This window comes from Streptomyces sp. bgisy159, assembly GCF_057707805.1.
On record NZ_JBYIQX010000011.1, the window covers coordinates 130,318 to 148,537 of the forward strand.

Genomic DNA, 18,220 nt, shown 5'->3' on the forward strand with positions numbered 1-18,220 from the left:
CCCCGTGCCTGCGTCAAGCCTGCGTCCTCGGTCCCTCCGAATGTAGTCGGCACGTCCGAAAGCGCACGCCCCTTTGTCGCGATGTGCGCCCCCCGTGCGATCCGTGTCCGCCCTCGATCGAACCGGATCGAATACGACGGAAACAAGCCTCTTTCCTTTGGTTTCTGTTTTCCGGCTCGTGTTTCGGGGAACGGCCGCTGGGCAGCCGCGCTGCAAGGAGGCGAAGGGACCGCTTCCGTACCGGCGAGTGAAGGGCGTGGTGGTGGCTTTCAAGGTGACCTGCGGTGAGCAGGCCGGATGGGCCGTGCTCCAGGTGTCCGGGGAACTGGATCTGATGACCTCGCCGGTGCTGCGGCAGCGGGTGCACGACGAGGTGGCGGACGGGCGGCGACTGGTCGTCCTCGACCTGTCCGAGGTGCGCTTCTGTGACTCCAGCGGCATCGGCGTCCTGATCGCCGCCCGCCGGCTGCTGCGCAGTTGCCAGGGCCGCCTCCGGCTGGTCCTGCCGGCCCGGGGCGCGGTGGAGGGCTCGCACGTCAACCGGGTGCTCGGGGCGCTGGGCGTGCGGCGGCTGTTCGACGTGTACGTGGACGTGGAGGACGCGGTGGCCGAGGGGTCGGAGCCGCTGTCGGCGTAGCGCGAAGAGCCGGGGACGGGACGCGAGACACCGTGTTCCGTCCCGTCCCCGGCTCTTCGCCGTTGCCGGGGCGCCGGACTACGAGGGGCTGTTGTACCGCTCGATCATGTGCATGCTGTTGAAGGTCCAGCTGCCCGCGGGCGCCTCCCAGCTGTGCAGCGGCGAGTTGAGTGTGCCGTCCGCCTTGCTGGTCCAGGTGATGGTCTTGACCCTGCCGTCCGCGTATCCGTAGACGGTGGCGAGGTCGTCGCGGCCGTCGCCGTCGTAGTCGCCCGTGACGATCTTCATGCCGGAGCGGGTGTAGTTCCCGGCCGGGGTGCTCCAGATCTCCGTACGGTCGCCGAACGCCCCGTTGCCGTCGAGGGTGAACCGGATGACCGCGTCGTGGCCGTCGCCGTAGTCGTACCAGCTCACGATGTCGTCGTGGCCGTCGCCGTCGAAGTCACCGGAGTGGATGCTGGCCCGGTCGAAGTTCCAGCCCGTGCTGTTCCAGCCGTGGACGGGCTCGTTGAATCCGCCGTCGGCCTTGGCGAGGAAGGTGATGAGCTTCACCTCACCGCTGGCGTAGCCGTACAGCGTGCCGAGGTCGTCGCGGCCGTCGCCGTTGAAGTCGCCGGTGGTGAACTTCATGTTCGAGGCGGTCCAGCCGTCGGTGCGCTGGAACGAGGAGAACGGCGCGCTGAAACCGCCGACGGCGTTGGCGAGGAAGGTGTGCAGCTTGTCGCTGCCGTCGGCGTAGTCGTACCAGACGGCGATGTCGTCGCGGCCGTCGCCGTTGAAGTCGCCCGCGTTCGCGGTCATGCGCGAGAAGGTCCAGCCCGACGTGACCTTCCAGGAGTGCAGCGGGTTCTGGAAGGTGCCGTCCCCGTTGCCGAGCCAGGTCAGCAGCGCGACGTCCCCGTTGGCGTAGCCGTAGAAGGCGGCCACGTCCGCGATGCCGTCCCCGTTGAAGTCGCCGGTCAGCCGCTTCATGTTCTCGGCCCAGTAGTTGCCGGGGGCGGTGTACCACCCGTGCACGGGGCTGTCGAACCCGCCGTTGTCGGTGGCGAGGAAGGCGTGGATCTTGTCGCTGCCGTCGGCGTAGTCGTACCAGTCGGCCATGTCGCTGCGGCCGTCGCCGTTGTAGTCGTGGCGCGGCGCGCTGTTGCTGGACCACTTGGAGACGCCCTGGGCGTCTCGGACGACCAGGTCGCCGCCGGGCCGCAGGGTGGCGGTGCCGCCGGTGGCGGCGGTGGCGGACTGCCACAGGACGGTGGTGCCGGCGGCGTCGCGGACGACGAGGTTGCCGGTGGTGTCGAGCGCGGCGGTGGCGTCGGGGTGGCCCGCGGTGCCGGCGGACCACAGGGTCCTGCCGGCGGGGGAGACGACGGCCAGGTCGCCGTCGGTGCGCATGGTCAGCCGGACCCGGCCCGCGATCAGACTGTCGCCGGAGGACAGCCGCTGTCCGGCGGTGAGGCGGGAGGCCGGCATCGCGCCGATGTCGTCGACGCGGCCGGCGATGGCGCCGTTGCGGGTCTGGGCGGGGTCGGAGCCGAAGCAGCCGCCCTGCCAGGAGCGGCTGCCGACGCCGACGAGTTGCGGGGTGCCGCCGGTGACGCGGAGCAGCGGGGCTCCGGCGTCGCCCTTGCAGATCGCGTCGTCGGCCGTGGTGCCGTGGATGTCGACTTCGGTGGCGGTGACGGCTTCGACGGTGAAGGAGGCGGTGTGCAGGCCGGTGGGCGCCCACTCCGTCCTGGTGCGTCCGTAGCCGGGAACGGTGAGTGTGTCGCCCTGGGCCGTGGGGGTGGTGGAGACCTTGACCGGGGTGATGCCGGTGGCGGGCTGTGCGAGGCGGGCCAGGACCAGGTCGCGGCCGGGGCGGGGCACGAGGTCGACGATCTCGCTGACGTGTCCGCCGGTGGTGGTCAGGTCGGTGCGGCCGACGGTGGCGACGGTCTTCTCGGCCGGTGCGCCGGGGGCGAGTTCGCCGGAACCGCCGGTGAAGCAGGAGGCGGCGGTGAGGATCCACTGCGGGTCGACGAGAGCGCCGGTGCAGGCGTGCAGGGTGTCCTCCCCGTCGCCTATCTCCAGCCGTGCGGTGAAGGCGTAGCCGCCGTCCGTCACGGCGGGACCCGTGACGGCGTGCGCCGACGCCGGCAGTCCGGCGGTCAGCAGGGCGGCGGCCAGGAGGCCCGTCGCCATGGCGGTACGGCGTGGAACATGTCTGGTCATGAAGCGGTGTTCACTCCTGCCGATAAGTGACGATAAAGGGAAAGAGGAGCCGGGCGAGTGCGAACCGCTTCGCAGTCCGGCAAGGGCGGAGGGGATCTCGCGCGCCCGCCGCCGCATTTCTCGGAATCCGCGAAAGGGGGGCCGCGTCGGTCATCGCCCGTACCGGCCCGGATCGTCCGTCCCGTGGGCCGGGGGCCGGTTTCACTGCTTTCCGCTCGACCGCGGACCGCGCAATGGCGGACGGACCGCCGTGTCCCCGGACGTGGCAGTCTTCTCTCATCGCCGGACATCCCCCCTTGTGTCCAGACGGCGAGCACCGAAATGCAGTGAGCTCGAACGTCTTCACCCTACACACGTAACTCCGGGGTCCGGCGGACGGGTTCGAGGGGCGTTATCACGCCATGTCCGAAAACCTTTCCCGCAGCCGGTACTTGAGCACCTTCCGCAGGGTTTCATTGCGCGGCAGGGCGTCCACCACTTCCAGTTGCTCCGGCAGTTTGTGCACCGACAGACCGCGCGCCCGCAGATACGACGTCACCGTGTCGAGGGTCACCGCGTCCGCCCCGTCGGGCTGTTCGACCACCGCGCAGACGCGCTCCCCGCGGTCGGGGTCGGGCAGGCCGATCACCGCGGTGTCGGCGATGTCCGGATGGGCGCACAGCAGGTCCTCGATCTCCTTGGCCGAGATGTTCTCGCCCTTGCGGATGATCACGTCCTTGCGGCGGCCGGTGAGGACGAGGTGGCCGGTGGCGGTGAGGTGTCCGAGGTCCCCGGTGCGCAGGAATCCGTCCGCGTCGAAGACCTCCGCCGACTGGGCGGGGTCCAGATAGCCCCGGCAGACCGCTTCGCCGCGCAGCCGCACCTCCCCGTCCACGATCCGGATCTCCATGGACTCCGGCGGCCGTCCCTCGGTGGTCGCGAGGTGCTCCGCGGTGTCGTCGGGCGACCCCATGGTGATCATCGGGACTTCGGTCATGCCGTACCCATGGGTGAGCTGGACGCCCATCTCCCGGACGACGGCGTGGTACAGCTCGGGCGGCTTCGGCGCCCCGCCGCCCGCGAGCAGCCGGAGGGAGGGAACGGCCTTCTCGCCCGGCGGCAGTTTGCGCTGCTCGGCGAGGAACATCGAGTAGAACGCGGTGGAGCCGCCGGCCACCGTCACCCCGTGGCGCCGGTACTCCGGCAACGCGTCCGGCAGCGCGAAGTGCTCGAACAGCACCGCCGGGAAGCCGTACAGCAGCAGCATCACCGTGTAGTCGGGGCCGCCGATGTGCGCGTAGGGGAACGCCACCGAGCCGACGTCGTCGGCGGACAGCCGCAGCGCGTGGGCGAGGCAGGCGCCGCCGGCGATCAGTGAGCGGTCGGTGTGCAGCACGCCCTTGGGGTCGGAGGTGGTCCCGGACGTCCAGTAGATCCAGCGGACCGAGGTGCCGTCGCGGGGCGGGGCGGGCAGCGCGTCCGGGTCGCCGTCCGGGAGGGCGTCGTACGCCTCGAAGACCCCCCGGGCGCCCAGCCGCCGGGCCATCTCCGTGTGGTCGAAGCCCCGCCAGACACCCGGCACCGCGAAGTACTCCGCCCGCGACTCGCGCAGCGCGAAGCCGACCTCGCGGTCCCGGTAGAAGGGGATGACCGGTGACTGCACGGCGCCCAGGCGGGCCAGGGCGAAGACCAGGACGACGGTCTCGATGCGGGTGGGCAGCTGCCAGGCGACCACCGTGCCGGGGCGCACCCCCATGGCGTACAGGCCGGCCGCGGTGCGCTCGGCGCGGGTTCGCAGGCCGTCGAAGGTGACGGTCCGGTCCTTCTGGAGCAGGACGGGCCGGTCCGGGGTGAGCCGGGCGCGGCGGTCCAGCAGGTCCCACAGTGTGCGGGCGGTGCCCAGGGAGTGCGGGGTCTCGTTCACGGGTGCCCCCTGCTTGGCTGACGACTCGTCAGGTGCCATGCTATCTGACGAGTCGTCAGATAGTGAGACAGGACTCGTCAAGGAGCACTCCTCAGGGAGAACTCCTCAGAGAGAACCGTCAGCTACCCACGGTCCGGCGGAGGCCAGCCATGGAGACCGAACTGCCCCGTGTCGTCAGCGTCGACGACCACGTGATCGAGCCCGCGCACCTCTTCGACACCTGGCTGCCCGCCAAGTACCGCGACCGCGGCCCCCGGCCGCTGACCGCCGGGATCGGCGAACTCGCCTACATCGGCGGCAAGTACCAGATCACCATGGACCCCGACGGCCCGCCCACCGACTGGTGGGTCTACGAGGACCTGAAGTTCCCGTACAAGCGCAACATCGCCGCCGTCGGCTTCGACCGCGACGAGATGACCCTGGAGGGCATCACCCGCCAGGAGATGCGGCGCGGCTGCTGGGACCCCAAGGCGCGCCTCGCCGACATGGACCTCAACCACGTCGAGGCCTCCCTGTGCTTCCCCACCTTCCCCCGCTTCTGCGGGCAGACCTTCGCCGAGGCGCACGACAAGGAGGTCGCCCTCGCCTGCGTCCGCGCCTACAACGACTGGATGGTCGAGGAGTGGTGCGGCGACAGCGGCGGCCGGCTCATCCCGCTCTGCCTGGTCCCGCTGTGGGACGTGGCGCTGGCCGTCGAGGAGATCCGGCGCAACGCCGCGCGCGGGGTGCGGGCCGTGACCTTCTCCGAGATCCCCACCCATCTCGGGCTGCCGTCCATCCACTCCGGCTACTGGGACCCCTTCTTCGCGGTCTGCCAGGACACCGGCACGGTGGTCAACATGCACATCGGCAGCAGCTCCCAGATGCCCGCCGCCTCCCCCGACGCCCCGCCGGCCGTCCAGGCGTCGCTCAGCTTCAACAACGCCATGGCCTCGATGACGGACTTCCTCTTCAGCGGGGTGCTGGTGCGCTTCCCGAAGCTCATCCTCGCCTACTCGGAGGGCCAGATGGGCTGGATACCGTACGCGCTCGAACGCGCCGACGACGTCTGGGAGGAGCACCGCGCCTGGGGCGGCGTCCGCGACCTGATCCCCGAACCGCCCTCCACGTACTACTACCGGCAGATCTACTGCTGCTTCTTCCGCGACAGGCACGGCGTCGCCTCGCTGGACACCGTCGGCCGGGACAACGCGACCTTCGAGACCGACTACCCGCACGTCGACTCGACCTTCCCGCACACCAAGGAGGTCGCCCTGGACCATGTGAAGGGCCTCGACGACGAGACGGTGTACAAGCTGATGCGCGGCAACGCGATCCGCATGCTCGGCCTCGGCCTCGACGGCAACCCGGCCCGCTGATGGAACTGGCCGGCACCCCCGAGGAGGAGGAGTTCCGGGCCCGGCTGCGCGCCTGGCTCCGCGCGGTGCTGCCCACGCTGCCGCCCGAGCCGCCGCCCGACGACTGGCCCGCCCGCCGCGCCTACGACCTCGGCTGGCAGCGGCGGCTGTACGACGCCGGGTACGGCGAGGTGCACTGGGACGCCCCGCCGGCGGTACGGCTGGTCTTCCTGGAGGAGACGGAGCGGGCGGGCGCGCCCTACGTCGGCGCCAACTTCGTCGGGCTGCTGCACGCCGGCCCGACCGTCGCCGCCGAGGGCACCGACGCGCAGCGGGCCCGCTGGCTGCCGCCGATCCTGCGCGGCGAGGAGGTGTGGTGCCAGGGCTTCAGCGAGCCGGACGCTGGGTCCGACCTCGCCGCCCTGCGCACCCGCGCCCGCCGCGACGGGGACGTCTACCGGGTCTCCGGGTCGAAGATCTGGACCTCGCACGCCGAGGTCGCCGACTGGTGCGAGCTGCTGGTGCGCACCGACCCGGCCGCCGGGAAGCACCACGGCATCACCTGGCTGGCCATGCCCATGGACGCGCCCGGCATCACCGTACGGCCGCTGCGGACGCTCGCCGGGTCCGCCGAGTTCGCCGAGGTGTTCCTCGACGACGTGCCGGTGCCGGTCGCCAACCGGGTGGGCGAGGAGAACGACGGCTGGCGGGTCACCCAGGTGACGCTGTCCTTCGAGCGGGGTACGGCCTTCGCGGGCGAGGTCGTCGCCTGCCGCCGCGTCCTCACCGAACTGGCCCGCGCGGCGCGGCGCAACGGCCGCTGGGACGACCCGGCGCCGCGCCGCCGACTGGGCGCCCTGGACGCCGAGTTCCGGGCGCTGTGGCGGCTCGTGCAGTGGAACGTCAGCGAGGCTGCGGCAGGTGTCCCGGGAGTGGGCGGCTCGGTCTTCAAACTGCGCTACTCGCACGCCCGGCAGGAGCTGTACGAGGCCGCCGCCGAGGTCCTGGGCGACGACGCGCTCGACCTCGACCGGCCCTGGGTGCGCGACCGCCTGTCCGCCCTCTCGTACACCATCGCCGCCGGGACCTCCCAGATCCAGCGGACCATCGTGGCGCAGCGGATTCTCGGGCTGCCGAAGGGACGGTAGAGGCAGGTGCGTTTCCGACTGAGCGACGAACAGCGGGACTTGCGGGACAGCATGCGCGCGCTGCTGACCCGGCGCTTCCCCGCCGAGGCGCTGCGGGCCGCCGTGGCCGAACCCCGCCTCGACCGCGGCCTGTGGCGGGAACTGGGTGCCGCCGGCTTCTTCGCCCTGCGCCTGCCGGAGTCCGGGGGCGGCGTCGGCCTCGGCCTCCCGGAGGCCGCCCTCGCCTTCGAGGAGGCGGGCCGCGCCCTGTTGCCCGGCCCCCTCGTCCCCACCCACCTCGCCGCCGGCCGTGTCCCCGGGGCGGCGACCGGGGAGACGGTGGTGACAGCGGTGGACGGGGGGCTGGTGGAGTGGCTGGAGGAGGCGGACGTGGTGGTGGGGGCGGACGGGGTGATGGGTTCTTACGGGGTGGCGGGTTCTTACGGGGCGACGGGGTCGGAGGTGGTGTCGGGGGCGGGCGGGGCACCGGGGTCACGGGACGAACCGGCCGTGGAACAGGTACCGGGCGTGGAACGACAAGTACCGGGCGTGGGACGGGTACCCGCGGCGGGCGGCTCCGGTGCCCGCGGGCCGCTCGGGGCCGTACCGCTGCGGTCCGTGGACCCGCTGACGCCCTTGCACCGGGTGCCGGGGACGGCGGGGGGCGCGGGCGCGGCGGCCGGTTCGGGCGCCGGCCCCGGAGCGGGGGAGGCCGGCGCCGGTCGGGCCGCCGGGTCCGGTTTCGGCGCGGGTCCCGTCGCCGTGCTGCTGTCCGCCGCCGAGCAGGTCGGGTCGGCCGGCCGGGTGTGCGAGCTCGCGGTGGGGTACGCGCGGCACCGGGAGCAGTTCGGGCGGCCGATCGGGACGTTCCAGGCGGTCCAGCACCTGTGCGCCGAGATGTTCGCGCGGGTGGAGACGGCCCGGGTGGCCGTGTACGCGGCGGCTGTGACCGGCGACCCCCTGGACATCGCCGCCGCGCGCCTGCTGGCCGACGAGGCCGCCGTACGCGGTGCGCGGGACTGCGTGCAGGTGCACGGCGGCATGGGGTTCACCTGGGAGGCGGAGATCCACCTGCACCTCAAGCGCGCCTGGGTGCGTGCCCGGCGTGGCGGCGGCCGCACGGAGAGTGAGGAGGCGCTCGCGGCGGGGCTGGTGCGGGCGGGGGGCGGCTAGCGCCGGCCGCCGCCCTGGGCTGGGGTGGCGGGGGTGGCGGCCGGCCGACGCTCCCGAGCCGGGGCCAAAGGTGTCGCGGATCGTGGCATTCCGTCATCACGCACCGTAGTGGGCCGCCGAGACCGGGTTGTGTCCTTACCGTGCCCCGTCACGTCCTGGAGTCGTGGAGTGGCTCCGGTACCTTCGGGGGATGCGAGTGGTTCCCGGTGCGTGGCGAGCCGGTGTTGCCTGTTCGACTCCCCCCGCGGGGCGTCGCACAGTATGCCGCACGGGTACTCCTTCGCGCTGGAATATGCCTGAAGCGCTTGTTGGGGTGACACAACGTCAACCATCCTGTGCGGTAAGGGATTCACGGTCCGTCACCCCGCTTCCCGCTGTTGTTCTGCGCATGCGGAAAATGGCTACGATCGTGGCCCTCGTCGTCACGGTGTTCGTGTGTCGCGCGTGGTTCGCGTGGCGTGCGCCCGTGTGTCCGCCGGTTCGGATGGTGTGAGCGGTGCAGGTGCTTCAAGTGCAGCTGGAGATCCGGCCCGACCCCGCTGAGGTGGGGCGGGCCCGGAAGTGGGCCCGTTCGCGCCTGGCCGGGTCCGGTATGGGTGACGATGACCCCCTCGCCGAGACGCTGGTCCTGCTCGTCTCCGAACTCGTCACCAACGCCGTGGTGCACACCGGCCGTCCGGCGGTGCTGCGGCTGAGCCTCCCGGCGTCGGACGCGGCGTCGGACCCGGCGAAGGGTGCGGTCACCGTGCGCCTTGAGGTCACCGACCGCAGCGAGCGGGTGCCGGTGCCCCGCTGTGCCAACGGCGACGCGACCGGCGGCCGGGGGCTGGCCCTCGTCGACTGCCTCGCCGACCGCTGGGGATGGAACGTCGAGGGAGCGGGCAAGCGCATCTGGTGCGAGCTGGACCGCTGCGCCGCGTCCGACGCCATGACGGCGGTCGGCGGCAGTGTGGGGCGCCCGGAGGCGGCGTGCGGCGCGTACGAGCCGTACCAGGGGTGCGGGGGCGTCGAGGGGCTCGCCTACGAGGCTGTGTGACCCGCTGGGGCGCGGGGTCGCAGGGAGCGCTGCCGGTCCGTCAGGAGCCCCGGGTCGTGCGCCCGGACGTGCTTCCGTGCGCGCCCGTGGTGAATCGGACCAACCCCCACAAACTTCCGACCCCCTGTTGACGAGACGTGTCCGTTTGATCACGCTTGTGGTCAGCGATTCGCCGCGAGGGGACGACGAGGGGCTCGGTGACGGAGACCCTCGACGAGTGTGGGTCGTGGATTCGGCGCCGTCCCGGCTCAGGGCCGAGGGGGAGCGGGGCGGGTGCGCCGAAGCCGGTCGGGCGGTGCGCGGTGCCGTGCTCGGGGCGGGCGCGGCGCGCCGCCGGCCGGAGGCCGGAACGTCCCGGCGGAAGGCTTCGGGGGCTTCGGGGGGAGCTTCCGAGGGGGGCTTGGGGAGAGCCCCTGGGGGGCCTTCCGCCGGGATCCGCCGGCATCCCGCGGGGGTTCCCGTGCGATCCGGGCGGGCGGACGCGGTCTCGTGCCGTCGGGGGTCGCCGGGGGCGGGGCCGGGTTGCGGGACGGCTACCGGCGCTCGCGTCCCGCCGGGGGCGGGCCGGGCTGCGGGACGGCCGCCGGCGCTCACGTCCCGCCGGGGGCGAGGCGCGGCTACAGGACGGCCACCGGGGCCACCGGCGCTCCCGTGCCGCCGGCGAACGGCTCGGGCGTCGCCGACAGCAGGAAGGCGTACCGGCCACTCTCTCCACAGGCTGTGGACAACTCCTCCAGGTTCCAGTTCTGACCCTGCATCATCCCCATCTCCACCAGGTCCAGGGCGTGCACCGGCAGCCACAGGTCCTCGATCTCCGGGGGGAAGATCTCGAAGGTCAGCGTGTCGTTGGCGACCGCCGCCACATCCCGGGCGTGGAACCACTCGGGGGTGCGGACCGACAGGCCGGGCGACGGATACCCGTAGGCGTGCCGGTCGCCCGCCAGGAGCACCCGGACCTGCCCCGTCCGTACGAGGACGATGTCGCCGGCGCGCACCCGCGTACCGGCGAGTTCCTCGGCCGCCGCCAGGTCGCCCGGGGTGACCGCGTGGCCGCCGGGCAGCCGCTCCACGCCGTGTGCCCGGGCCACGTCCAGCAGTACCCCGCGCGAGACGATGTGGCGCGGCTTGTCGATCCCGGCGAAGGCGGCGCCGGCGTGCGCGGTGATCAGCTCCGCCGGGCGGCCGTTGTAGAGGCGGCCCGAGTGCGAGACGTGGCTCAGCGCGTCCCAGTGGGTGCCCGCCTGCAGGCCCATCGTCACCGCGTCGTCGCTGCACGCCACCGTGCCCGGACCGAACAGCTCCTGGTTGATCTGCACCATGGCGTGCAGGGGGTTGACCCGGCCCGGGATCACACCGGTCTGGACGCCGTCCTCCCGCAGCGGGAGGGCGAGCGCGACGCGTCGGCCGGTGCGGACCTCGGCCGCCGCCGCGCGCACCACCTCGTCGGTGATCAGGTTCAGCGTGCCGATCTCGTCGTCGGCGCCCCAGCGGCCCCAGTTGTTGACGCGCTCGGCGATTGCGTGGAACTCGGCCGGAAGTGTCATCCGGTGCCTCCCCGGGGCTTGTCCTCGCGCGGCTGACCGGTCATAAAATCTAACGGTCCGTCAGATTCTGCGGGAAGGGGCCGGACGTGGGGAACTTCTTGGCCGGCAAGGTCGTGGCCGTGACCGGGGCGGGGCGCGGCATCGGACGGGCGGTGGCCCTCGCCGCGGCGGCCGAGGGCGCCCGCGTCGTCGTCAACGACCACGGCGTCGCCGTGGACGGGGCGGCACCGTCCAGCGAGGTGGCCGAGGCGGTCGTGAAGGAGATCGCCGCGGCGGGCGGCGAGGCCGTCGCGGTCGCCGACGACATCTCGACGATGACCGGCGGGCAGCGGGTCGTGGACACCGCCCTGGCCTCCTACGGGCGCCTCGACGGGGTCGTCTGCGTCGCCGGGATCCTGCGCGAGCGGATGCTGTTCAACATGACCGAGGAGGAGTGGGACCCCGTCGTCGCCACCCACCTCAAGGGCACCTTCACCGTCTTCCGCGCCGCCTCCGCCGTGATGCGCGCCCAGCGGTCCGGGACCCTCATCGGCTTCACCAGCGGCAACCACCAGGGATCGGTGTCGCAGGCCAACTACAGCGCCGCCAAGGGCGGCGTCATCTCCCTCGTGCGCAGCGCCGCCCTCGGCCTCCACAAGTACGGGGTGACCGCGAACGCGGTGGCCCCGGTCGCCCGTACCCGGATGTCCGCGAACGTCCCCGTCGAACTCGCCGAGATGGGGGAGCCGGAGGACGTGGCCGCGCTGGTGACCTACCTGCTGTCCGACCGGGCCCGGGAACAGGGCGTGACCGGACAGGTGTACACGATCGCGGGCGCGAAGCTGGCGGTGTGGGCGCAGCCGCGTGAGCTGCGCGCCGCCTACGCCGACGGCTCCTGGTCCGCCGAGCGGATCGCGGAGGTGCTTCCCGGGTCCGTGGGGGTGGATCCGATGCCGCTGCTGGAGCGGGTGAAGGAGATGGAGCGCGCGGCGAGGGAGGGGGCTCGGCCGAACGCCTCCTGAGGCGGGGCGGGTTGTGCGTCGGCGGGTGCGGGACGCGTCGTGGTCGATCGCGCGGTTCCCCGCGCCCCTGAAGGAGTTGGAGTGAGCGTGGAGTTCGAAGTCGACCCTGCTGACGAGGACCTTCGTGCCGAGGCCCGGGCGTGGCTCGCCGAGCACGTGCCCCACGCCGCCGGCCGGCGGAGCTGGGAGCGCACGCTCGGCGCCGCCGGGTGGGTCGGGATCGGGTGGGGGGAAGGGGGCTACGGCAACCGGGTGGCCTCGCTCGGCGGGCAGGTGGCCTGGGCGGAGGAGTACGTGCTATCCGGGGCGCCCGGGCGGTGCGGGCACATCGGGGAGAACCTGCTGGCACCGACACTGCTCGCGCACGGGACACGGGAGCAGAAGGAGCGGTTCCTGCCGCCCATCGCCGCGGGCGAGGAACTGTGGTGCCAGGGCTACAGCGAGCCGGAGGCCGGGTCCGACCTCGCCGGGGTGCGCACCCGGGGCGAACCGCAGCCGGACGGGACGTACCGGGTCACCGGGCAGAAGATCTGGACGTCGCTCGCCCGGGACGCCGACTGGTGCTTCGTGCTGGCCCGGACCGACCCCGGCTCCCGGCGCCACCACGGGCTGAGCTTCCTGCTCGTCCCGATGGACCAGCCCGGCCGCATCGAGGTCCGGCCGATCCGGCAGATGACCGGGACCAGCGACTTCAACGAGGTGTTCTTCGACGGCGCCCGCGCCGAGCAGCGCGTCGGCGCCGAGGGCGACGGGTGGCGGGTCGCGATGAGCCTGCTCGGCTTCGAACGCGGGGTGTCCACACTGGCCCAGCAGATCGGGTTCGCCGAGGAACTGCGGCAGGTGGTGCGGACCGCCGTGGCCAACCGGACCGCCGCCGACCCCGTCGTGCGCGACCGGCTCGTCGAACTGTGGGGCGAACTGCGGGCCATGCGGTGGAACGCGCTGCGCACCCTCGGCAGTTCCCCGTCCCCCGGAGCACCCAGCGTGGCCAAGCTGCTGTGGGGCGGCTGGCACCAGCGGCTCGGGGAGGTGGCCGTGCGGGTGCGGGGGGCCGGCGCGGGCGTCGGACCGGTCGACTGGTCGGCCGCCGCGCCGTACGAACTCGACGACGTCCAGCACCTGTTCCTGTTCTCCCGGGCCGACACGATCTACGGCGGCTCGGACCAGATCCAGCGCACGATCATCGCCGAGCGGGTGCTCGGCCTGCCCAGACAGCCCAGGCAGTAGGGAGACGGCCGTGATGCGAGGCGTGGTGTTCGACGGGCGGCGGGTCGAGGTCGCCGACGACCTCGGCGTACGCGAGCCCGGCCCCGGGGAGGTACGGGTCGCCGTCGCGGCGGCCGGGCTGTGCCACAGCGACCTGTCGGTGATCGACGGGACGATCCCCTTCCCGGTGCCCGTGGTGCTCGGGCACGAGGGGGCGGGCGTCGTGGAGGCGGTGGGGGCCGGGGTGACGCACGTCGCCGCCGGGGACCACGTGGCGCTGTCCACGCTCGCCAACTGCGGGGCCTGCGCGGAGTGCGACCGGGGACGGCCCACCATGTGCCGGCGGTCCATCGGACGCCCCCAGCGGCCCTTCACCCGGGCGGGCCGGCCGGTGTACCAGTTCGCCGCCAACTCCGCCTTCGCCGAGCGGACCGTCGTCAAGGCGGTGCAGGCGGTACGGATACCACCGGAGATCCCGATGGCGTCGGCCGCGCTCATCGGGTGCGCGGTGCTGACCGGGGTGGGCGCCGTCCTCAACCGGGCCCGGGTGGACCGCGGCGACAGCGTGCTGGTGATCGGGGCGGGCGGGGTCGGACTCAACGTGATCCAGGGGGCGCGGCTCGCGGGCGCGCTGCGGATCGTCGCCGTGGACGCCAACCCGGCGAAGGCCGAGGCCGCCCGCCGGTTCGGCGCCACCGACTTCCTGACCTCGGTGGACGAGGTGCGCGAGATCCTGCCGCACGGCGTCGACCACGCCTTCGAGTGCGTCGGCCGCGTCGAACTGATCCGCGCCGCCGTGGACCTCCTCGACCGGCGCGGCCAGGCGGTGCTGCTCGGGGTGCCGGACGCCCATGCCGAGGCCCGCTTCCTCGTCTCCTCCCTCTTCCTCGACAAGGCCGTCCTCGGCTGCCGCTACGGCTCCTCCCGGCCCCAGCGCGACATCGCCCTCTACGCCGGCCTGTACCGGGCCGGGCGGCTGCTCCTGGACGAGCTGGTGACCGCCACGTACCCGGTCGAGGACTTCGCGAAGGCCCGCGCCGACGCGGAGGCGGGCCGGGTGGCGCGGGCGGTGCTCACGTTCTGACGGCCCTGCCTTGCGTCTCGCACCGTCCGGACCCTTCCCATCTGACGGTCCGTCAGTTTCAATGGAGGGGTGATGGGACACGCAGGAGCGGCCGCCGCCGCCGTCCGGCACCTCCGACCGGTCTCGGCCGCACCGCCGGCCGGGACCGCACCCCCGGTCGAGCCGCCGCCGCGCCCGCGGCTGCGGTGCGTCGGCGAGGACGAGCGGGCGGCCGTCGACCAGGGCGAGTTCCGCCGGGTGCTGGGCCACTTCGCGACCGGTGTCACGGTGATCACCGCCCCCGCCGCACCGGACGAGCCGGCCCCCGCCGGCTTCGCCTGCCAGTCCTTCACCTCCCTCTCCCTCGACCCACCCCTCGTCGCCTTCATGGTCGGCCGCACGTCCACGACCTGGCCGCGCATCGCCCGGGCGGGCGTCTTCTGCGTCAACGTGCTCGGCGCCGCACAGGGTGACCTCTGCCTGGCCTTCGCCCGCAGCGGCACGGACAAGTTCACCGGCGTCGCCCACGACCCGGCCCCCGTCACCGGCTCCCCCCGCCTCACCGGCGCCGCCGCCTGGATCGACTGCGTGGTCCACGCCGTCCACACCGGCGGCGACCACCTCGTCGTCGTGGGCCGCGTCAGCGCCCTCGGCGCCGACGACGACACCGCGCCGCTCCTCTTCCACCGGGGCCGCTTCCGGCGGTTCGGCGACCGGTGATCGGCGAGTGCGTGTCACCGGCGTCCGCGCCGGCCTGCGCCTTCCGGCCCGCGCGGTGACACGTACCCGCCGATGGCCGGCCCCGGTACACGGGCCTCAGGCCGTCGCCGCGAGGGGCGGCGCCGGGCGGCGGCGGATGACCAGGGCCATCAGGGCCGCCGCCGCGCACAGCGCGCCCGAGGCGTACCAGACGACGTCGTAGGAGCCGAAGACGTCGCGGGCGACGCCGCCGAGGAACGCCACCAGGGCCGCCCCGACCTGGTGCGAGGCGAGGACCCAGCCGAAGACGATGGCGCTGTCGTCGCCGTAGTGCTCACGGCACAGCGCGAGGGTCGGCGGGACCGTGGCCACCCAGTCGAGGCCGTAGAAGACGATGAAGAACACCATCGGCGGGTGGACCGTCGGCGCCAGCAGCAGCGGGAGGAACAGGAGGGAGACGCCGCGCAGGGCGTAGTACACCGCCAGCAGGCGGCGCGGCTCGAAGCGGTCGGTGAACCAGCCGGAGGCGATCGTGCCGACCACGTCGAAGACCCCGATCACCGCCAGCAGCGACGCCGCCGCCGTCACCGGCATCCCGTGGTCGTGGGCGGCCGGCACGAAGTGGGTCTGGATCAGGCCGTTCGTCGACGCGCCGCAGATCGCGAAGGTGCCCGCCAGCAGCCAGAAGGGGCCGGTGCGCACCGCCGACAGCAGCACCCGCACCGCGCGCGTCGCCGCCCCCGCCACCGGGGCCGGCTTCGGGACGAACTCCGTCGAGCCGTACGGCTTCAGGCCCACGTCGGCCGGGTGGTCGCGCAGCAGCAGCCACACGAACGGCACCACCGCGAGCGCGGCCAGCGACACCGTGACCGCCGCCGGACGCCAGTCGTAGCGGGTCACCATCCACGACAGCAGCGGCAGGAAGATCAGCTGGCCGGAGGCGGAGGCGGCCGTCAGGATGCCGCTGACCAGGCCCCGGCGCTCGGTGAACCAGCGGTTGGTGACCGTCGCCGCGAAGGCCAGCGCCATCGACCCCGCGCCGAGGCCCACCAGCACACCCCAGCACAGCATCAGCTGCCAGGCCGCCGTCATCCACACCGTCAGGCCCGAGCCCAGCGCGATCACCGTCAGGGCGACGGCGACCACCCGGCGGATGCCGAAGCGGTCCATCAGGGCCGCCGCGAACGGCGCGGTCAGCCCGTACAGCGCCAGGTTCACGGAGACGGCCGCCCCGATCGTGCCGTGCGACCAGCCGAAGTCCGCCTGCAGCGGGTCGATGAGCAGTCCGGGCAGCGAGCGGAAGGCGGCAGCGCCGATGATCGTGACGAACGTGACGGCGGCGACGAACCACGCCCGGTGCACGCGCCGTCCCCGGCGCCGCCCCTCGACGCCGTCCGTCCCTGCTGGTGCTTCGGTTGTCTGGGTCACGCCATAGAGCTTCCGGTCCGCCGCCCCGCGCGACGAGTGGCCCGATGGACAGGGTTCGCTAGGATCGGGCCATGGACCGTGAGCCCGGGTACCGTCCCCACCGCGTCGTCGTCCTCGCCCTCGACGGACTGCTCCCCTTCGAACTGGGCATCCCGCACCGCATCTTCGGCCGCCCCCGCGACGCCCTGCGGCGCCCCCTGTACGAGGTGGTGACCTGCTCCGTCCGCCCGCCGGGCCCCGTCGAGACCGACGCCGACTTCGCCGTCCACGTCGCCCACGGCCCCGAGGCCCTCGCCACCGCCGACACGGTGATCATCCCGGCGTCCTACGAACTCGGCCCGGTCCACGACGACGGCGTCCTCACCGACGAACTGGCCGCCGCCCTCGCCCTGATCCGGCCCGGCACCCGGCTCGCCTCCATCTGCACCGGCGTCTACGTCCTGGCCGCCGCCGGACTCCTCGACGGCCGGCCCGCCACCACCCACTGGGCCGACGCGGACCGGCTCCAGCGCATGTTCCCCCGTGTCAGGGTCGACCCCGACGTGCTGTTCATCGACGACGGCGACGTCCTCACCTCGGCCGGCGTCGCCGCCGGCATCGACCTGTGCCTGCACATGGTGCGCCGCGACCACGGCACCGCCGTCGCCAACGACGTCGCCCGCCGCACCGTCGTACCGCCGCACCGCGACGGCGGGCAGGCGCAGTACATCGAACGGCCGGTGCCCGACCCCCAGCAGGCCACCACCACCGCGGCCCGCGCCTGGGCGCTCGGCCGGCTGCACGAGCCGATCCAGCTGCGCGACATGGCCGCGCGGGAGGCGATGTCCGTACGGACCTTCACGCGCCGCTTCCGCGAGGAGACCGGCGTCAGCCCCGGCCAGTGGCTCACCCAGCAGCGCGTGGAACGCGCCCGGCACCTGCTGGAGACCACCGGCCTGTCCGTCGACCAGGTCGCCCGGGACGCGGGCTTCGGCACCGCCCAGTCGATGCGCCAGCACCTCCAGGCGGCGCTGGGGGTGACGCCGACGGCGTACCGGCGGACGTTCCGGGCGGGCGCCGGACCTGCCGGACAGCCTGTGCCGCGACGGGACCCGGGTGCCAGAGTGGGGGACACCACGTCCTCGTAGAGCAGGAGATCGTCCGGCATGGCCGTCATCCACCACACCGTTCTCAGACCGAGCAAGCTGGAACTGCTCGCCGCCTGGCTGCCCTCCCGGCCGTGGTACCGCGGCGGCGCGGCCGGGCCCGAGCTGGTGAAGTCCGGCGGGTTCCGGCTGGACGACCCGGAGGGCGAGGTCGGCATCGAGTTCATGGTGGTCACGGACGTCTCCGGGCCCGAACCGGTCCCGTACCTGGTCCCCCTGACCTACCGCGGGGCCCCGCTCGACGGGGCCGAGCACGCCCTGGTCGGCACCATGGAGCACGGCGTCCTGGGCCGCCGCTGGGCCTACGACGGCTGCCACGATCCGGTACTGGCCGCCCAGCTGACGGCGCTGCTGGAGGGCCGGGCGCAGGCCCAGGACCAGAACACCAGCGATCTGCCCGACCGCGAGATCACCGCGTCCTACGACGGTGCGGGCCCCCTCGGCGACGCGGTGACCCCTGCCGTCGCGGACGACGAGGACGGCACCGAGCTGACCGTGTCCGAGGACGTGGTCCTGCGCCTGCGGAGGACGCCCCGCGCCACCCCGGAGGGCGCGCCCGTCCTCCCGCAGGGGGCGATCGGCCATGTCACCGGCGCGTGGCAGCAGCCTGACGGCACCCACGCCCGGGGGCTGTTCGCCGTGCTCCGCCCACGAGCCTGAGACGGTCCCCGCGACGGGCGCGCGGGCGGCGGGAGTTGCGAGCCCCGCGG

At 73.4% G+C, this 18,220-nt stretch carries 15 protein-coding genes; 11 read left to right on the top strand and 4 right to left on the bottom strand.

From position 1 onward, the window contains the following. Positions 1-256: 256 nt before the first annotated feature. The gene (locus AC3ET3_RS13910) at positions 257-637 is read left to right on the top strand and encodes an STAS domain-containing protein (RefSeq protein WP_432137415.1); all 381 of its coding nucleotides are present in this window, start codon (positions 257-259) and stop codon (positions 635-637) included. A gap of 78 nt (positions 638-715) precedes the next feature. On the opposite strand, the gene AC3ET3_RS13915 is transcribed toward AC3ET3_RS13910, so the two are convergent. Together AC3ET3_RS13915 and AC3ET3_RS13920 are read right to left on the bottom strand one after the other, a co-directional pair. Further along, positions 716-2,848, bottom strand: coding sequence for an FG-GAP-like repeat-containing protein (locus AC3ET3_RS13915; protein ID WP_435612219.1), 2,133 nt, complete (start codon positions 2,846-2,848; stop codon positions 716-718). A 394-nt stretch (positions 2,849-3,242) separates the two neighbouring features. Beyond that, on the bottom strand, positions 3,243-4,751 hold the full coding sequence (locus AC3ET3_RS13920; protein WP_435612220.1) for a class I adenylate-forming enzyme family protein: 1,509 nt from the start codon (positions 4,749-4,751) through the stop codon (positions 3,243-3,245). Positions 4,752-4,900: 149 nt separating this feature from the next. Between AC3ET3_RS13920 and AC3ET3_RS13925 the strand changes: the two genes are divergently transcribed. From AC3ET3_RS13925 to AC3ET3_RS13940, 4 genes are all read left to right on the top strand, one after another. Continuing rightward, the gene (locus tag AC3ET3_RS13925; protein ID WP_432156387.1) at positions 4,901-6,109 is read left to right on the top strand and encodes an amidohydrolase family protein; all 1,209 of its coding nucleotides are present in this window, start codon (positions 4,901-4,903) and stop codon (positions 6,107-6,109) included. Continuing rightward, on the top strand, positions 6,109-7,236 hold the full coding sequence (locus AC3ET3_RS13930) for an acyl-CoA dehydrogenase family protein (protein ID WP_435612221.1): 1,128 nt from the start codon (positions 6,109-6,111) through the stop codon (positions 7,234-7,236). Before AC3ET3_RS13925 ends, AC3ET3_RS13930 begins: the two co-directional genes overlap by 1 nt. A 6-nt stretch (positions 7,237-7,242) precedes the next feature. Continuing rightward, a complete protein-coding gene (locus tag AC3ET3_RS13935) occupies positions 7,243-8,388 on the top strand; it encodes an acyl-CoA dehydrogenase family protein (RefSeq protein ID WP_432137368.1) in 1,146 nt (381 codons plus the stop codon). Between the two features lie 511 nt (positions 8,389-8,899). Further along, positions 8,900-9,424 carry an ATP-binding protein gene (locus AC3ET3_RS13940; RefSeq protein WP_432137416.1) on the top strand — a complete coding sequence of 175 codons (525 nt, stop codon included), beginning with the start codon at positions 8,900-8,902 and terminating at the stop codon, positions 9,422-9,424. 617 nt (positions 9,425-10,041) lie between these two features. Here AC3ET3_RS13940 and AC3ET3_RS13945 read toward each other — a convergent pair. Continuing rightward, positions 10,042-10,968, bottom strand: coding sequence for a cyclase family protein (locus tag AC3ET3_RS13945; RefSeq protein ID WP_435612222.1), 927 nt, complete (start codon positions 10,966-10,968; stop codon positions 10,042-10,044). A gap of 86 nt (positions 10,969-11,054) precedes the next feature. Between AC3ET3_RS13945 and AC3ET3_RS13950 the strand changes: the two genes are divergently transcribed. The 4 genes from AC3ET3_RS13950 to AC3ET3_RS13965 all read left to right on the top strand — a co-directional run bounded on the left by AC3ET3_RS13950 (position 11,055) and on the right by AC3ET3_RS13965 (position 14,958). Continuing rightward, positions 11,055-11,969, top strand: coding sequence for an SDR family NAD(P)-dependent oxidoreductase (locus AC3ET3_RS13950; protein ID WP_432156383.1), 915 nt, complete (start codon positions 11,055-11,057; stop codon positions 11,967-11,969). Positions 11,970-12,056: 87 nt separating this feature from the next. Then, positions 12,057-13,196, top strand: coding sequence for an acyl-CoA dehydrogenase family protein (locus AC3ET3_RS13955; protein WP_435612243.1), 1,140 nt, complete (start codon positions 12,057-12,059; stop codon positions 13,194-13,196). A 13-nt stretch (positions 13,197-13,209) separates the two neighbouring features. Further along, the gene (locus tag AC3ET3_RS13960) at positions 13,210-14,259 is read left to right on the top strand and encodes a Zn-dependent alcohol dehydrogenase (protein WP_432137371.1); all 1,050 of its coding nucleotides are present in this window, start codon (positions 13,210-13,212) and stop codon (positions 14,257-14,259) included. A gap of 72 nt (positions 14,260-14,331) precedes the next feature. After that, the gene (locus tag AC3ET3_RS13965) at positions 14,332-14,958 is read left to right on the top strand and encodes a flavin reductase family protein (protein WP_432137372.1); all 627 of its coding nucleotides are present in this window, start codon (positions 14,332-14,334) and stop codon (positions 14,956-14,958) included. A 96-nt stretch (positions 14,959-15,054) separates the two neighbouring features. Here AC3ET3_RS13965 and AC3ET3_RS13970 read toward each other — a convergent pair whose 3' ends face one another. Then, the gene (locus AC3ET3_RS13970) at positions 15,055-16,365 is read right to left on the bottom strand and encodes an MFS transporter (protein WP_435612223.1); all 1,311 of its coding nucleotides are present in this window, start codon (positions 16,363-16,365) and stop codon (positions 15,055-15,057) included. 71 nt (positions 16,366-16,436) lie between these two features. Here AC3ET3_RS13970 and AC3ET3_RS13975 point away from each other — a divergent pair, with 71 nt between their 5' ends. Both AC3ET3_RS13975 and AC3ET3_RS13980 read left to right on the top strand, forming a co-directional pair. Further along, entirely contained in the window at positions 16,437-17,492 is a 1,056-nt protein-coding gene (locus AC3ET3_RS13975; RefSeq protein WP_432137374.1) for a GlxA family transcriptional regulator, read from the top strand. Positions 17,493-17,510: 18 nt separating this feature from the next. Continuing rightward, positions 17,511-18,170: a maltokinase N-terminal cap-like domain-containing protein gene (locus tag AC3ET3_RS13980; RefSeq protein WP_432137375.1), complete on the top strand. Its 660-nt coding sequence runs from the start codon at positions 17,511-17,513 to the stop codon at positions 18,168-18,170. Positions 18,171-18,220 lie beyond the last annotated feature (50 nt).